The sequence below is a fragment of the Actimicrobium sp. GrIS 1.19 genome (assembly GCF_035984655.1).
In the GTDB taxonomy this organism is placed as follows: domain Bacteria; phylum Pseudomonadota; class Gammaproteobacteria; order Burkholderiales; family Burkholderiaceae_D; genus Actimicrobium.
The window spans coordinates 30334-45894 of record NZ_JAXCHT010000005.1 but is presented as its reverse complement, the minus strand read 5'-3'; the positions used below and the strand labels follow the sequence as shown (position 1 = coordinate 45894).

Genomic DNA, 15561 nt, shown 5'->3' with positions numbered 1-15561 from the left:
TTGCGCAACCGCTCCGCCCATCCGAACCCACCGCCGCGTCATCACATCGGGATGAATGACGCGACCGCAGCGCTCAGTGCTGCTGACCGCCGCCGAGGTAGGCGGCTTGCACCGCCGGGTCGTTTTTCAGTTTTTCCGCCGGGCCGTGCACCGAAATGCGACCGTTTTCCAGCACGTAGCCGTAATCGGCGACGTTGAGCGCCGCTGCAGCGAACTGCTCGACCAGCAGCATCGTGACGCCCTGCTCTTTCAAGCGGACGATGATGCGGAACACCTCATCGACGAGAATCGGCGCCAGCCCCATCGATGGCTCATCCAGCAGGATCACTTCCGGGTTGAGCATCACCGCGCGCGCCATCGCCAGCATTTGTTGCTCGCCACCCGACAGCGTACCGGCCAGTTGATGCTGCCGTTCCTTCAGGCGCGGAAACAGCTCCAGTGCCTTTTCGAGATCGAGCTTGACGTCGCCGCGCGGGCGCGACCGGGTAAAGCGCGGGAAGGCCCCCAGCAGCAGGTTGTCCGTCACGCTCATGGTGGAAAACACCCGCCGCCCTTCCGGCGAATGCGCCAGGCCGGCACGGGCAATCCGATGCGATTCGAGACCGGTGATGTCCTTGCCGTCGAGCGTCACGGTGCCGGCTTTCGGCTTGATCATTCCTGAAATGGCCCGCATTGTCGTGGTCTTTCCAGCGCCGTTGGAGCCGATCAATGTGACGACTTTGCCCTTCGGAACGCTCATTGAAATGCCGTGAAGCACTTCAACCTTGCCATACGATGCTTCCAGATTGGTGATAGTGAGCATGTCAGATTCCCGCGTGAGTTGTCGTCGGTGCGGCGGCCACAGCCGGGGCGTCGTCGCCCGCGCTGCCACCCAGATAGGCTTCGATGACCTTTGGATCGGCCTGCACCTCGGCCGGCTTTCCTTCCGCGATCTTCTGTCCAAAATCGAGCACCGTCACGATGTCGGAAATCGACATCACCACGTCCATGTGATGCTCGATCAGGATAATCGTGATGCCGTGCTGCTTGATCTTGCGGATGATTGCCACCAGCTCCTTGATATCCGGCGCCGTCAATCCGGCGGCGGGTTCATCAAGCAGCAGCAGTTGGGGATTCAAGCCCAGCGCGCGGCCGATCTCGAGCACGCGCTGCTTGCCGTAGGGGAGATTGCGGGCTTCCTCGTTGGCCAGCGCCGACAGTCCGGCGAACTGCAGAATACCGGCCGCACGCACGTTGGCCTCGGCGGCCTCGCGCTTGTAGCGCGGGGTGTGGAGCATCACGTCGAGAACGTTGCTGCGGAAGGTGTTGTGCAAGCCGACCAGGACGTTTTCCGTCGCCGTCATTTCGCCGAACAGTTGCACGTTCTGGAATGTACGTGCGACGCCACCCAGCGCAATCGCGGCAGGCGTCTGCCCGGAGATGACGCGACCATCGAATTCAACCGTGCCTGCAGTGGGTTTGTAGATACCCGTCAACACATTCATCATCGTGCTCTTGCCGGAACCGTTTGGCCCGATCAGGCCATGTACCGTGCCTTTGACGATATGCAGATCAACATGATTGAGCGCCTTGAGACCGCCGAACTGCATCAACACCTGTTTGGCGGAAAGCAGATTCGAACCAGCCGCAGCACTACCCGCCGCTGCCACCCAGGCCTTGGTCGCGTCACCCTTGACCGCGCTCGCGTCGCCCGTCTCGCGCACCGAACTGCGAATGAACAGGCCGCGCAAGAAGCCGATGATCCCGTCCTGCAGGTAATAGACAACGAACAGGGTCATCAGGCCAAATACTGTCAGGCGCCAATCGGTGATGTTTTCGAGCTTGTAGGAAAACACCGCCATGCCAATGGTTGCCACCAGCGGAACCGCGACGGCGCGCATCGTGGTGCGGCCTTTGGCGAGCAGGAATCCGGATACCAGCACACCGAGCACCGCACCTGCCGTTGCGATCTGCCGGAACAGTTCGATATCGGCCAGCAAACTCGGCAACATCACGACAATGGCCGCACCCAGCAACGCACCACTGCGGGTCTTGCGCCCGCCCATGATGACCGCCAGCAGGAACAGGATGGTCAGCTCGAAGTTGTAGGTGTTGGGCGAAATGTATTCTTCCGAATAGGCGTACAGGCTGCCGGCGAGACCGGCCAGTGCCGCACTGATCACGAACGCGTAGACCTTGTAACGATAGACCGAGACGCCCATGCAATCGGACGCGATCGGGCTGTCGCGCAAGGCCTGGAAGGCCCGTCCCAGGTGTGATTTCATGATGCGGTGCACGACAACCAGCGACACAATCATCAGGACCGCGACCAGATAGAAGAACTCGACTTCGGTGGTCTTGTGGCCGAACAACCATGGCTTGGCGACTTTCAGCCCGAGCGGTCCTTCGGTGAGGAAGGTCATTTCGTTGATCAGGATCTGGATGATCGTGCCGAACGCCAGCGTTACCATGGCCAGATACGGCCCCGTGACGCGCAGCGCGGGCAACGCCAGAATTGCGCCAAACAGCGCCGTCACGACAATACTGGCCGGTGCCGCGACCAGAATCGGCAGGCCGAATTTCAGGTACAGCACGCCGGTGGTGTAGGACCCGATACCAAACAACCCGGCGTGACCCAACGACACCTGGCCGGTGTAACCAACGACAATATCGAGGCCAAACAACAGGATGGCGTAAATAAGGATGGTTTCCGCAAGGTGGATGTAATAAGGGTTCGGCAATACGATCGGAAATGCCACCAGTACCGCAATGCCGATGATCGATGCTGCAAGTGTTTTCTTGTCCATGTTCATACTTTCTTGATTGCCGCTTTGCCGAACAGTCCTGCCGGCTTGATGGCCAATACCAGCAACAGCAACACCAGTCCCGGTACTTCCTTGTAGCCGGTCGAGATATAAAATCCGGTGGTCGTTTCAGCGATTCCGAGAATCAAGCCGCCAACGATGACACCCATGCCTGAGGTCAAACCGCCAATGATGGCCACGGCAAATGCCTTCAGTCCCAGTGCCGTCCCCATCGTCGCTCCGGTCAGCGTCAGCGGCGCGACCAGCACACCGGCAAAGGCCGCAGTTGCCGACGACAGTGCGTACGAAAATGTGATCACCATGCGGGTATTGATACCCATCAAACCGGCTGCGTCGCGGTCATTCGAGGTTGCAACGACGGCCTTTCCGTAGATCGATTTGCGGTTGAAAATTTCTACCGCCAGCATCATCGCAAGCGCGCCTAGCACGACCACAACCTGCATGGGCTGCACGTTTGCGCCAAGAATTTGAAACGGGGTCGCGGTCAGTGGTGTCGGAAATGTGAGGTCGTCCTTGCCCCAGATATTTTCCGCCACGTTCTTGAAAATGATCGCCAATGCAATGGTTGACATGATCCAGCCGAACTCGGACTTGATCTTGATTGCCGGGCGCACGCCGATCCATTCCACCAGCATGCCTTGCAGCGCACCGAAGACAATGACAATGGGAATCATCAGCCAGTAATTCAGGTAGGGACCGCCATGAATATTGCCGACCAGGCTGAGTCCGACCAGCGCGCCAAGCATCAACGCTTCGCCCTGGCCGAAATTCAATGTGCCGGAAGTGGCGAACGTCAATTGATAGCCAAACGCGATCACGGCGTAGATCATTCCGAGCGCGATGCCACTAAATACGAGTTGAAGCAGGATTTCCATGAGTTCCGCCTATAAACCAGCTGTCTTGACAGCCGATAGCTGTATCAACGAGAACCGATCATTGCGTGACCTCGATCATGTCCAGCACGCAAATTTTTTGCCGTGGACAGGAAGTACGCATGTCGAACCGTGTGGGATGGGTAGTTAGGACCACCCGCAACGCCAGTCGAGGGTGGTGATGAAGCTAAAACGGCCACGCGCATGTTCATCCGGTGGCCGGTATCGACTTTACTTTGCCAACACGACGCGCCCGCCTTTGACTTCGCCAAAGACCGGAACGCCCATTTTGATCGCCTCATGATCATCTTTGGAGAACGGCTTGGCGTAGGTTGTCACCACGCCATCCACTTTTTCCGTGATGTTCTCAAGCGCTTCGCGCACTTTCGGTCCATCGGTCGTGCCGGCTTGCTTCATCGCGGCAGCGAGCAGGTAGATCGAGTCGTAGCCCTGGGCAGCAGACACCGGCGATGGAATACGGCCGTTTGGCGGGCTGTAGGTCTTGACATAACCTTCAATGAAGGCCTTGCGTTTCGGGTTGGTCGCATCCTGGATGAACGTCTGTGGCATCAAGGTCCCGTCCCCGTTCTTGCCAGCGTTATCGATAAAGTTGGCCATCGAGAGCGTCCAGCTTCCGATCAGCGGGACCTTCCAGCCCAGCTTTTACATCCCATTGGCAATCTGCGCCAACTCAGGTCCGATACCGTAAGTGAGAACAGCCTGCGCGCCTGCCTGTTTTGCCTTGAGCAGCTGCGCCGTCATGTCAACATCCTTGATGTTGTACTTTTCGATAGCGACTGGCTTGATGCCCTTCTTGTCGAGCGCCTTTTCGAGATCTTCGCGACCGAGCTGACCATAGTTGGTGGAGTCGGCGAGAATGGCCAGTTTGGTGAACTTATGCTTGGTGACGGCTTCTTCGACGATCATTGCCGATTGAATCGAGTCATTGGCCGCGTTGCGGAAAATGTAGTTTTCAGGTTGGTCGGCGAACTGCTTGGTGACGATCGAGCCGGTGGCGACGTTGTTCATCACCGGAATCTTTGCTTCCTGATAAAAACGCTGTGAGGCCAACGCAACGCCGGTGTTGATGAATCCAACCGTGGCGGATACTTTTTCCTTGTTGATCAACTCCTGGGCAACCTGGACGCCGCGTTCGTTCTTCGCTTCGTCGTCGCGCTCGATGAGCTGGATCTGACGACCGAGAACGCCGCCCTTGGCGTTGATTTCGGCCACTGCAAGTTTGACACCGTCACGCATCGACACGCCCATTGGCGCGGAGCCGCCGGTGAACGGACCGGAAACGCCGATTTTGATCGGCTCGGCAGCGATACCTGCGGCCGACCAGGACAATACAGCTGCTGCAACCAACGCCTTGATTTTGTAAGTCATGTCATCCTCTATGTTTTTAAGTACGAAACGTGTCTATCGAGCTGTTGAAATTTCTATATGCTCCGTCCACGATTGTATGAGTCGTTTCTGGCACCAGCAACATAAAAGTCATGTGGCGGCGCAACATATAATACATAAGTAAAAGTACTCAGGGCCGATGATCCAACGGTCGAATACGCCGCTTCAAATCTGGATATTCGGTAGCGACGCCCGGGCGTGGGCCGAATGGGCGCGAATCGCACTGCGACATACCGAGCGCGTCCGTGGCTCACTGCGCCATTGATATTCATCAACGCATGAATATTTTTCAGGCCAGTTGCGTCGCGGTTGTCTTGCCGTGCATCGACTGGTGCAATGCCGGACCGCCATCGGATTTCCGGGGAGTCCACCTTTCCATTGCGGGAAAGTGGCAAAAAGAGGACGAAAAAAAACCCCGGCATGCCGAGGTTTTTGGTGTCGCTTGTTTCAGCTTAGATAGGCTGAATGTTCGAAGCTTGCTTGCCCTTAGGGCCGGCGGTGACTTCGAAAGAAACGCGCTGGTTTTCTTGCAGCGATTTGAAGCCGCTCGACTGGATAGCCGAGAAGTGAGCGAAAAGATCTTCGCCGCCTTCGTCAGGCGTAATGAAGCCAAAACCCTTCGAATCATTGAACCATTTTACGATGCCAGTTGCCATTACAATTCCTATTTCAGTTAAGTTGGGCTGTTGCCCGTTAGATCGTTTCAACCAAGACAGGAAGGACAGACTGATACTGCTCTACAAGCTCGAATCTCAACGATGGCCCATTATAAACGGATAAACACAGAAAAACCATCCTTGCGTCGATCTAATTATTTTGCCGGGATGGCAACAACCAAAAACGGCCATCAGCGTCCCTTCGGCGACTTATGTTTCCATTCGGGCGCACCCCTCCGACGGCGCGGAAAACGCCGGCCGTTACCGCACAGAGACACGCTGCGTGCGTTTGCTGACCAAGGCCAGCACAGACCTGTTAGAGTTATAAAATATTTTCTGAGTGCAACTTTTGCTCTTGGCGCGCGGGGCGTCCCCTGGCCGAATTGAACCAGAGTGTCGGTGTTGCCGAAATATTCTTGCAGAAATCCCAAGCGCTGCCGTAAATGAGCGACTGCAACTGCGACCTGCCGACAGCAGCATTTGGCCGGACATTGATCCACCAGGAGATTGAGCGCATGGCCGCTCCAGCAAGTTCAAGGGATTTTCTCAACGCGGCGAATCTGTCGGTTCCTGCCCGCGGGCGCATGCCATGAGCGGCCGGCTCATCCCGGCCCGACGAACCCCATCGACCACGACGATCCTGCTGGTTCTAATCAGCCTCGTCATTGCTGCAGTCATTGCGCAGCTGACCTGGACGATTTTGATGGATCGTGAGCTCACCATCGAATTAGCCAGAAAAGAAGAGCTGGCAACCATTCGCTCGATCGAGGAACACGCCTTTCAGACCATTCAGGATGCCGATCGCGCGATCGCCACGTCGCTCGAGGAAATCGCCAACGCCGGCACGCAGATCCTGGGCAACGAACGCGAATTGCGGCGCCTGTTGATTCGTCAGCGCCAAAGCACTGCGCACATTCAATCGCTGCGTTTCGTCACGACCGGCGGCATCAGTACCGTCACCACCTTCGAATTTTCCAACGAAAAAATCAGCGTGCTGGACCGCGAATATGTGCAGTACATGCTGGCGCATCCGGAGCAGCGGGAACCGCACGTAGGCCACCCTCTCAAGAGCCGTTACGACGGCACCTGGTTGTTGCCGGTGGTGCGCAATATCCTTGCGCCCAACGGAACGCGGCTGGGTTTGCTCTGCGCCTATCTGAAGCTCGATTACTTCGATGACTTCTACCGCCTGCTGGCGGAACAACGCAAGGTCACGATTTCCATGCATTCCGATTCCGGCATTGTGATGCTGCGCTGGCCCTTCGACGACCAGGTGTTGGGTTCCGACATCAGCAATACCAAATCCGCCACCCGTATTCTCGCCGGCCCGCGCGAGGATGCGTTTGAAGCGGAGCGTTTTATTGGCGACGGCAAGCTGGTCCTGCTGGCCTATCGCAAGATCGCCGGATTGCCACTGACCATGGTGTACGCCGTCAGCCTGAATGAAATTCTCCTGCCCTGGCAGCAGCGCACGCACAACAGATTGCTGGTGGGCGGCGCCTTCGTCGCCATGATGGCAATGCTGACCTTCTTTTTGCTCACGCATATGCGCCGCCTGAAACGCTCCGAACTGGCGCTCGCGTCGAGCGAAAACCGCTATCGCATGCTGTATGAAAGTGCGACCGATCCGATTTTCCTGATCAATCGGGCCAATATCTACGTTGACTGCAATCCTGCCGCCTTGAATCTGTTCAACCTGACGGACAAGGCACAGTTGATCGGGCGAAGCGTCACTGAACTTTCGGCTCCCAGCCATCCGTCCCAGGAGTCCCGGGTCGATCCCGTTGCGCTGATTGCGGCGGCCTTTGCGGGTGAGCCGCAGCTGTTCGAGTGGCCCATCGTGAGAAACGGACAGCTCTTTTTTAACGAGATTACGCTGAGCTGCGGCAGCGTCAATGGTGAACAGCTTCTGTTCGCCGTGTTCCGCGACATCAACGCCCGCAAACGCGCCGAATATCTGCAGGAAAGCCAGAACCAGATTCTCCACATGATCACTGCCGGCATCGAGCTACCGGCAATTCTGGCGGCGGTGACGGCGTTCCTGTCGCGCCATGCGCCAACGACGTCGTGCATGGTGTTGTTGGTCAAGGATGATCAGTCCAGCTTTACTGCCGCGGTCGGCCCCGATTTGCCTGCCGCATTCCTGATGCGCATGAGCACGATGCCGATCGCTGACGAGGAACACAGCATCTGCGAAGCGGTATTGACGAAATGTCCGGTGATGGTGCACGACTTCCGCGACGCCGATTTTCCGCATCTGCCGGCGAACTGCAGTTCGTGGCCGATCATGGACCAGCGCGGCCAGATTCTGGGCGTGTTTTCCATGTTCCAGGGCGACGCGACCACGCCCAATGGCGAACAGATGCAGCTGATCGGCATCGCCACCGACATCGCCAGTATTGCCATCGAAAGCCGCCGGGCGGAACAGCGTATTCGCCGCATGGCACATTACGATGAGCTCACCGGCCTGCCCAATCGCGTTTTGTTTACGCAGCAACTTGAGAAGGCCTTGATCCATGCCCGTCGCCATGGCAAGCGCGTGGGGGTTCTGTTTCTCGATCTGGACCGCTTCAAGAACATCAATGACACCTTTGGCCATGAGACCGGTGACGCGGTGCTGAGCGAAATTGCGGAACGCTTCCTCGAATGCATGCGTGGCAGCGACATCATTGGTCGCGTTGGTGGCGACGAGTTCATTGTGCTGGTCGGCGACTATGACGATCCGATCGAGCTCGGTGAAATTGCCCAGCGCCTGCTGCATGCTGCTGCCTTGCCGTTCGAAATTGCAGGTCAGGAATGCCGGTTGGGTACGAGCATTGGCATTGCAACGTATCCAACCGATGGCGAGTCGGCGCAGACCTTGCTCAAGAATGCCGACGTGGCGATGTACCGCGCCAAGAGCACCGGCAAGAACAACTACCGTTTTTACAGCGCCGAGATGAATATTCACAGCATCGAACGACTGGCGCTGGAGACCCGGCTGCGCCGCGCGATCGAACGCAAGGAATTCGTGATGCACTACCAGGCCAAGGTGAATTTGCTCAGCGGCGCGATTGTCGGCGCCGAGGCGCTGGTGCGCTGGAACCATCCGGAGCGCGGCCTGTTGTATCCCAACGATTTTGTCACGCTGGCGGAAGAGACCGGACTGATCAGCGCACTTGGCATGCTGGTGCTGGACATCACCTGCGCCGACATCGTGAAGTTCAATGCCGCCGGCATCGATTTCGGCCGGATTGCTATCAATCTCTCCGGTAGCCAGTTCGATGGCGAAAACCTGCTGAATGATCTGACCACCGTGGTGAACGGCTGGAACATCGACCCGGCCTGCCTCGAATTTGAAATCACCGAAAGCATGGTGATGCACAACCGCGAACAAGCGATCGGCTTGATGGATGGCATGATCGACCTCGGATTTTCCCTGTCGATCGATGACTTCGGAACCGGGTATTCGTCGCTGGCCTACCTGAAGCGCTTTCCGGTCGACAGCGTGAAAGTCGACAAATCGTTTATCAATGACATTCCTGGCGACCCGAACGACATGGCCATCGTGGAAGCGATTATCGTCATGGCCCATACGCTGGGCCTGAAGGTCATCGCAGAAGGCGTCGAAACAGCACTCCAGCTCGAAACACTGCAGGCCTATGGCTGCGACGAATACCAGGGATACTTCTTCAGCAAACCGATTCCGGCCGGCGACTTCATTGCGCTGGCATCGCAACGGGCAAGCCTGTCATTGCTCGGTGTAGCCTGAAAAAAGCCGGTTGCCGCTTGAATTGCCAGCGACCATATCAATATGCGTAGAATTGTTGCTTTCAATACGCCCCTACCCCATGCCTGAATCAAGAAGAATTGACCCCATCCTGATCGCGTCCTATCTGATCGCTGCCGTCGGGCTCATGGTGGTGCTGCTCAAAGGGCTTGTTGCCGCCCTGCTCTCCGGCTTGCTGGTGTATTCGCTGGTGCACTTGATGACACCCTTGCTCGGCAGGCGCCTTAGCAGCGAGCGGGCGCGCATGGTTGCGGTCGCCTGCATCGGCTTGCTGACCGTGTCGCTGCTGTGCGTGGCAACGTGGTTCGTCGTGAATTTTCTGCAGAGCGATGCGGGCAGCCTGCAAGTCCTGTTTCAAAAAATGGCAGACATCATTGATCAGTCGCGCGACCAGATCCCGGTCTGGCTGATCAGCAACCTGCCCGAAGGTGCGCAGGCACTGCGCGAGATGGTGACCGCCTGGTTGCATGCACACGCAATCGAAGCGAAGCTGCTGGGGCAGGAGACGGGTCGCACGCTGGTCCACATCCTGATCGGCATGATCATCGGAGCGATGGCGGCCCTGTATGACAGCACACCGCAGATCTACCTGCCGCTGGCGGCCGCCTTGCGTGCGCGCATGATCAATCTGAGTAACGCATTTCAAAGCATCGTCTTTGCCCAGGTGCGGATCGCCGCGATCAATGCCATCCTCATCAGCATCTATCTGCTGATCGTGCTGCCGTTGGCGGGTGTCCACCTTCCCTTGTCGAAGACGCTGATTGCCTTGACGTTCTTCGCCGGACTGATCCCGGTCGCCGGGAATTTGATGTCGAACGCCGTCCTGGTCATCCTCGGCTTGTCGCACTCACTGGACATCGCCGTGGTGTCGCTGATATTCATGGTGGTCGTGCACAAGCTGGAGTACTTCCTGAACGCAAAAATCATTGGCCGCCATATCAATGCGCGCGCCTGGGAGCTGCTGGTGGCCATTCTGGTCATGGAGGCCTCGTTCGGTCTCGCCGGCATTATCGCGGCACCGGTTCTCTATGCCTATCTGAAAAAGGAATTGCACGAACAGCGGCTGGTCTGACACAGCAAAAAGCCCGGCTCTCAGGCCGGGCTTTTTGCTTGCTGCGCGCACGTTTGACGCATCGCCGTCTTGCTAGATTTTTATCTGCGGCAAATATCCGCCGGGGATAATTCCAGCCGCAGAGAGGATGATCAGGATCAACAAGATGATGAACAGGACGCGAACGACCTGCGCCACTGGGGCTGGCAACGGCAGCAAGCTGATGAGCCACCAGATCAGTCCGAAGACGACCAGAGAAACGATCAGGCTGAGAATGAGATTCATGTTTTCCTTTTGTGGGTGGGGTGAAACGCCGCCCGCTCACTGAGCGTCACGCACAAAACGGCGTCAAAGGACGCCGTTTTGTGCGTCGAAACGACTTATTGCTTCGGTACGACCACGACCGTTGAACCGGTTTTGCCGGTATCGCCGGTGTCGCCCTTGGCACCCTCGCCGCCCGCACTACCGGTAGCGCCGGTAGCGCCGGTCGCACCACCCGCGCCCTCGGTGCCGGTAGCACCAGTGGTGCCGGTAGCACCGGTAGCGCCGGTGGCGCCGGTTGGCGTAACCGCGCCGGTAGCGCCGGTCGCGCCGGTCGCGCCTGCAGGACCAGGCACAGCAACTGGAACGGCAACCGGAACGGCTTGACGATCACATGCGCTCATTGCAATTGAACCAACGAGTGCCAAAAGCAAAATGGAATATTTCATGGTGAGCCCCTTAAACGAAGTAAAGAAAAACCGCTATGGTTCAGATGTATGCCACTGAACCGCGCAGGCAGTAAGTAAAGAAAAATCGCAGCCGGTCAGACGAAAACCCCTGAACTGCGCGACGGTAAAAACAGGATTCGTCCGTTGCCGCCGGCCTTCGCAGAATCGCGAAGGAGCCGTTTGGCAAACCCGCGGCAATGGACGTCTCGTTGAATCTTCACGGAGCATGAACGCAAACCGCAGCGCGCTCTGTCGGCTAACGAACATTCGCAGCCAAATACCCGTTCCGCCAATTGCTCGCTGCTGGCACCGAATGGAAAAATCCCTGCCGAGACGCACATTCGGCGCTACTTTTGCCTCGATTTGGCAGCTGATCCGTACCACCAGCCAGGGGTCCCCGCACAGGCAAAAACGCGAAATTCATTGACGAAAGTCAACAAGTGAGAGCGGTTTGACGCGGCGCATTGTTTGCGACACGCCACACTTAAAAACTTTCCACAGTTGCAACCACTTTCCGGGGCCTTCGCGGCTAGAATGCTCAGCGGTTCGTGGATTTTTTTGTGTTTGGGGGGCAGCAGGATGTTCAAAATTAGCAATCACCATTTCCCGAAAAGCATAATTTTGCTTTTGATCGCGGAGACCTTGGTGTTGTTGTTGTCGGTTTATATTGGTGCGCGCGTCCGCTTTTATGAAGACAGGACGCTGTGGGACAACCTGGGACAATTCATCGCGCCGGCGCTGGTGTTTACGGCTGCCATGCTGTTCAGCATGAGCGCATTCGGCATGTATCAGAATCAGGTCAACACCAAACTCCGCTTCATCCTGTTGCGCATTGCGCCAGTCTACGTCATGGGATTTTGCCTGATTTCGGTTGCCTTCTTTCTGCTGCCGTCGTACCAGATCGGGCGCGGCGTTCTTGGCCTGGTGTTTGGATTTTCCTGCGTCGGCCTGCTGGTGACCCGCTTCATTTTCTTCAAGTCGTCGCAATCAAGCATGTTCGAGTCGAAAGTCCTGTTCCTGGGTGCGGGCGAACTGGCCCGGGACTGCAGGGATCTGGCGCAGAGTCGCGGCACCTCCCGAAAATACAATGTCCTCGGCTATGTCGCCGTCGGTGTCGATGAGCTGTGCATTCCGGCCGCCTCGTTGCTCAAGAAGCAGTCAACGTTGTACGAAACCGCGCGCCAGCATGGCGCGACCGAAGTGGTGGTGGCGCTGCAAAACAAGCGCGGCGTCAGCTTTCCGATCGAAGAACTGCTCGAATGCAAATTGAAGGGCATCGAGATTACCGACTCCGCCCTGTTCTTCGAGCGCGAGGCCTGCCAGATTAGGGTCAACTCGTTTCAGCCAAGCTGGCTCGTGTTTGGCAGCGGATTCGATCAGAGCTTTTCCCGCGCGTTCTGCAAACGCGCCTTTGACCTGTCCGTAAGCGCCGTTCTGGCCACCATTGCGGCGCCGATTGCGGCAGTCACCGCACTGCTGATCTATCTGGAGGACCGCGGACCGGTTCTGTATTCGCAGGAGCGGGTCGGCTTTGGTGGCAAGCCCTATCTGGTCTACAAATTTCGCAGCATGCGCATCAATGCCGAACAAAGCGGTACGCCGCAGTGGGCAACGCTGAACGATCCGCGCATCACGCGGGTGGGCGCCATCATCAGAAAACTGCGCATCGATGAACTTCCCCAGATATTCAACGTCCTGTTGGGAGAAATGAGTTTTGTCGGACCGCGTCCGGAGCGACCATTCTTTGTGTCCGACCTGTGCAAGCAGATCCCGTATTACGACGTACGCCACAGTATAAAACCGGGAATCACTGGCATGGCGCAAGTTCGGTACGAATATGGTGCATCGCTGGAAGATGCTGTGCAAAAATTGCAATATGATTTGTATTATGTAAAAAACAATAGTTTATTTCTGGATGTGTTGATCATGATTGAAACCATCCAGGTTGTATTACTCGGAAAGGGAGCTCGATAGCTGTGAATAAAACGACTGTTATTGCCGTAGTTGGCCTGGGTTACGTCGGCTTGCCGCTGGCGGTTGAATTCGGAAAAAAATACCGCACGATCGGATTCGATCTGTCGCGCGCCAAGATCGATGCCTACTTGCGTCACGTCGATCCAACCGGCGAAGTCAGCGCGGAAGAACTGCGCGCAGCGGCCGGACTTGAACCCAGCACCGATCCGACCCGCCTGAAGGAAGCCGATTTCATCATTGTCGCGGTGCCGACCCCGGTCGATGACGCGCACAATCCGGACTTCACTCCGTTGATTTCCGCCAGCGAACTGATCGGCAAAAATCTCAAGCCGGGCGCCACGATCGTGTTCGAATCGACGGTATATCCGGGCGCCACCGAGGAAATCTGCATTCCGCTGATCGAGCGGCACTCGGGACTGGCATGGAAGACCGGTTTCTTCATCGGCTATTCGCCGGAGCGCATCAACCCGGGTGACCGGGAACACACGCTGACGCGCATCGTGAAGGTCGTCGCCGGCGATTCCCCTGCAACGCTGGATCTGGTCGCCGAAGTCTATGGCAGCGTGATCACCGCCGGTGTCCATCGCGCCTCCAGCATCAAGGTCGCCGAAGCCGCCAAGGTCATTGAAAACACCCAGCGCGACCTGAACATCGCCCTGATGAACGAGCTCTCGCTGCTGTTTCACCGCATGGATATCGATACCCTCGAAGTGCTTGAGGCCGCCGGCACCAAGTGGAATTTCCTGCCATTCCGGCCGGGCCTGGTCGGCGGACACTGCATCGGCGTCGATCCCTACTACCTGACGCACAAGGCCGACAAGCTCGGTTACCACCCGCAGGTGATTCTTGCCGGTCGTCGCATCAATGACGGCATGGGCAAGTTCATCGCCGAGCAAACCATCAAGAACCTGATCCAGCATGGCTTTGCCATCAAGGGCGCGCAGGTCACCGTGCTGGGACTGACGTTCAAGGAAAATTGCCCGGACCTGCGCAACTCCAAGGTCATCGACGTGATTCGCGAGCTGCAATCGTTTGGCGTCACGGTGCACGTGCACGACCCGGTCGCAACCAGCGCCGAAGCCGTGCACGAGTATGGCGTGCCGCTGGTGTCCTGGGATGAACTGCCGCAATCGTGCGCAGTTGTCTGCGCTGTCGCCCATCATGAATACAAGGCCATGTCGGCCGCGGATTTCGCCACCAAGATGGCGCCGGGTGGTTTGTTCGTCGACGTCAAATGCATGACGAAAGTCGCTGACTTCCATGCCCTGGGCATGCACACATGGCGGCTATGAACGGACTCGTCGAACTCGCAAGCGGGGCCGGCGCGAAACGCTGGCTCGTCACCGGCAGCGCCGGCTTCATTGGTTCGCACCTGGTCGAAGCGCTGTTGCGTCAGAATCAGGAAGTGGTCAGCATCGATAACTTCGCCACCGGACACCAGCACAATCTGGACATGGTGCGGGCCGCGGTGGGTGAAACAGCATGGAGCCGGCACAGGTTTGTCGAAGGCGACATCACCGACGCGCAAACCTGCCTCGACGTCTGCCGCGGCATCGACGTGGTGCTGCACGAGGCCGCGATTGGCTCGGTGCCCCGCTCGCTTGCCACACCGTTGGTCACCCATGCGACCAACGCCACCGGCTTTCTCAACATGATCGACGCTGCCCGGCTGTGCGGCGTCAAGCGCTTTGTGTATGCGGCCTCCAGTTCCACCTATGGCGATCATGCGCAATTGCCGAAGGTCGAGCATCTGATCGGCAAACCGCTGTCGCCCTACGCCGTCACCAAATATCTCAACGAGTTGTATGCCGATGTGTATGGCCGCTGCTATGGCATGGAGACCATTGGCCTGCGTTACTTCAACGTGTTTGGCGCCCGCCAGGACCCGCTCGGTGCATATGCCGCCGTCATTCCGCGCTGGGTCGATGAAATGCTTGGTGGCCGGGTTTGCACCATCAATGGCGATGGCGAGACGTCGCGCGATTTCTGCTACATCGCCAACGTCGTGCAGGCCAACCTGCTGGCCGGGTCCACCACCAACCCGGGCGCCATCAATCAGGTCTTCAATGTGGCCTATGGCGAATCCACCACATTAAACACATTGCATTCACTGATCGCCGATGCCTTGCACGCCAACCGGCCGGAACTCCGGATTGAGCCGCCGTTTCACGGAGAATTGCGGGCCGGCGACATCCGGCATTCGCTCGCCGATATCAGCAAGGGCCGCGCACTGCTCGGCTACTCACCCCAGTTCACGGTGCGCGCCGGACTGGTCGAAGCAATTACCTGGTACGTGAATAACCTCGCAACCCACTAAC

12 protein-coding genes and 1 pseudogene are annotated in these 15561 nt (G+C 57.6%); 5 read left to right on the top strand and 8 right to left on the bottom strand.

All coding sequences use genetic code 11. The annotated features are described in order from the left end of the window. Nucleotides 1–73: 73 nt before the first annotated feature. From RCH09_RS05735 to RCH09_RS05710, 6 genes and pseudogenes are all read right to left on the bottom strand, one after another. The gene (locus RCH09_RS05735) at nt 74–802 is read right to left on the bottom strand and encodes an ABC transporter ATP-binding protein (RefSeq protein ID WP_326940092.1); all 729 of its coding nucleotides are present in this window, start codon (nt 800–802) and stop codon (nt 74–76) included. Between the two features lies 1 nt (nt 803). Continuing rightward, the gene (locus tag RCH09_RS05730) at nt 804–2786 is read right to left on the bottom strand and encodes a branched-chain amino acid ABC transporter ATP-binding protein/permease (RefSeq protein ID WP_326940091.1); all 1983 of its coding nucleotides are present in this window, start codon (nt 2784–2786) and stop codon (nt 804–806) included. A gap of 2 nt (nt 2787–2788) precedes the next feature. Then, complete coding sequence (locus RCH09_RS05725) at nt 2789–3679, bottom strand: branched-chain amino acid ABC transporter permease (protein ID WP_326940090.1); 891 nt, start codon at nt 3677–3679, stop codon at nt 2789–2791. A gap of 228 nt (nt 3680–3907) precedes the next feature. After that, nucleotides 3908–5065 (bottom strand): annotated as a pseudogene (locus RCH09_RS05720) (ABC transporter substrate-binding protein). Between the two features lie 470 nt (nt 5066–5535). Further along, nucleotides 5536–5739 (bottom strand): cold-shock protein, encoded by a 204-nt coding sequence (locus tag RCH09_RS05715; RefSeq protein WP_009665193.1) that lies wholly within the window; start codon nt 5737–5739, stop codon nt 5536–5538. 322 nt (nt 5740–6061) lie between these two features. Next, a complete protein-coding gene (locus tag RCH09_RS05710) occupies nt 6062–6256 on the bottom strand; it encodes a hypothetical protein (RefSeq protein WP_326940089.1) in 195 nt (64 codons plus the stop codon). 72 nt (nt 6257–6328) lie between these two features. Between RCH09_RS05710 and RCH09_RS05705 the strand changes: the two genes are divergently transcribed. Beyond that, nucleotides 6329–9490: a bifunctional diguanylate cyclase/phosphodiesterase gene (locus tag RCH09_RS05705; protein ID WP_326940088.1), complete on the top strand. Its 3162-nt coding sequence runs from the start codon at nt 6329–6331 to the stop codon at nt 9488–9490. A 79-nt stretch (nt 9491–9569) separates the two neighbouring features. Beyond that, nucleotides 9570–10580, top strand: coding sequence for an AI-2E family transporter (locus RCH09_RS05700; protein WP_326940087.1), 1011 nt, complete (start codon nt 9570–9572; stop codon nt 10578–10580). Between the two features lie 72 nt (nt 10581–10652). Here the strand turns inward: RCH09_RS05700 and RCH09_RS05695 are convergent, their stop codons facing one another. Beyond that, nucleotides 10653–10844: a Thivi_2564 family membrane protein gene (locus RCH09_RS05695; protein WP_326940086.1), complete on the bottom strand. Its 192-nt coding sequence runs from the start codon at nt 10842–10844 to the stop codon at nt 10653–10655. A gap of 95 nt (nt 10845–10939) precedes the next feature. Continuing rightward, nucleotides 10940–11176 carry a hypothetical protein gene (locus RCH09_RS05690; RefSeq protein WP_326940085.1) on the bottom strand — a complete coding sequence of 79 codons (237 nt, stop codon included), beginning with the start codon at nt 11174–11176 and terminating at the stop codon, nt 10940–10942. A gap of 738 nt (nt 11177–11914) precedes the next feature. Between RCH09_RS05690 and RCH09_RS05685 the strand changes: the two genes are divergently transcribed. The 3 genes from RCH09_RS05685 to RCH09_RS05675 are packed head-to-tail and all read left to right on the top strand — an operon-like array spanning nt 11915 to nt 15560. Continuing rightward, nucleotides 11915–13243 carry a TIGR03013 family XrtA/PEP-CTERM system glycosyltransferase gene (locus tag RCH09_RS05685; protein WP_326940084.1) on the top strand — a complete coding sequence of 443 codons (1329 nt, stop codon included), beginning with the start codon at nt 11915–11917 and terminating at the stop codon, nt 13241–13243. 2 nt (nt 13244–13245) lie between these two features. Further along, nucleotides 13246–14535, top strand: coding sequence for a nucleotide sugar dehydrogenase (locus RCH09_RS05680; RefSeq protein WP_326940083.1), 1290 nt, complete (start codon nt 13246–13248; stop codon nt 14533–14535). Beyond that, on the top strand, nt 14532–15560 hold the full coding sequence (locus tag RCH09_RS05675) for an SDR family oxidoreductase (protein ID WP_326940082.1): 1029 nt from the start codon (nt 14532–14534) through the stop codon (nt 15558–15560). The genes RCH09_RS05680 and RCH09_RS05675 overlap by 4 nt, the downstream gene beginning before the upstream one ends. Nucleotide 15561: the final 1 nt, after the last annotated feature.

Bases quoted from the DNA above. Each gene is read 5' to 3' on its own strand.
- RCH09_RS05735 (WP_326940092.1), bottom strand. From the start codon at position 802: ATGCTCACTATCACCAATCTGGAAGCATCGTATGGCAAGGTTGAAGTG.
- RCH09_RS05730 (WP_326940091.1), bottom strand. From the start codon at position 2,786: ATGGACAAGAAAACACTTGCAGCATCGATCATCGGCATTGCGGTACTG.
- RCH09_RS05725 (WP_326940090.1), bottom strand. From the start codon at position 3,679: ATGGAAATCCTGCTTCAACTCGTATTTAGTGGCATCGCGCTCGGAATG.
- RCH09_RS05715 (WP_009665193.1), bottom strand. From the start codon at position 5,739: ATGGCAACTGGCATCGTAAAATGGTTCAATGATTCGAAGGGTTTTGGC.
- RCH09_RS05710 (WP_326940089.1), bottom strand. From the start codon at position 6,256: ATGCGCTCAATCTCCTGGTGGATCAATGTCCGGCCAAATGCTGCTGTC.
- RCH09_RS05705 (WP_326940088.1), top strand. From the start codon at position 6,329: ATGAGCGGCCGGCTCATCCCGGCCCGACGAACCCCATCGACCACGACG.
- RCH09_RS05700 (WP_326940087.1), top strand. From the start codon at position 9,570: ATGCCTGAATCAAGAAGAATTGACCCCATCCTGATCGCGTCCTATCTG.
- RCH09_RS05695 (WP_326940086.1), bottom strand. From the start codon at position 10,844: ATGAATCTCATTCTCAGCCTGATCGTTTCTCTGGTCGTCTTCGGACTG.
- RCH09_RS05675 (WP_326940082.1), top strand. From the start codon at position 14,532: ATGAACGGACTCGTCGAACTCGCAAGCGGGGCCGGCGCGAAACGCTGG.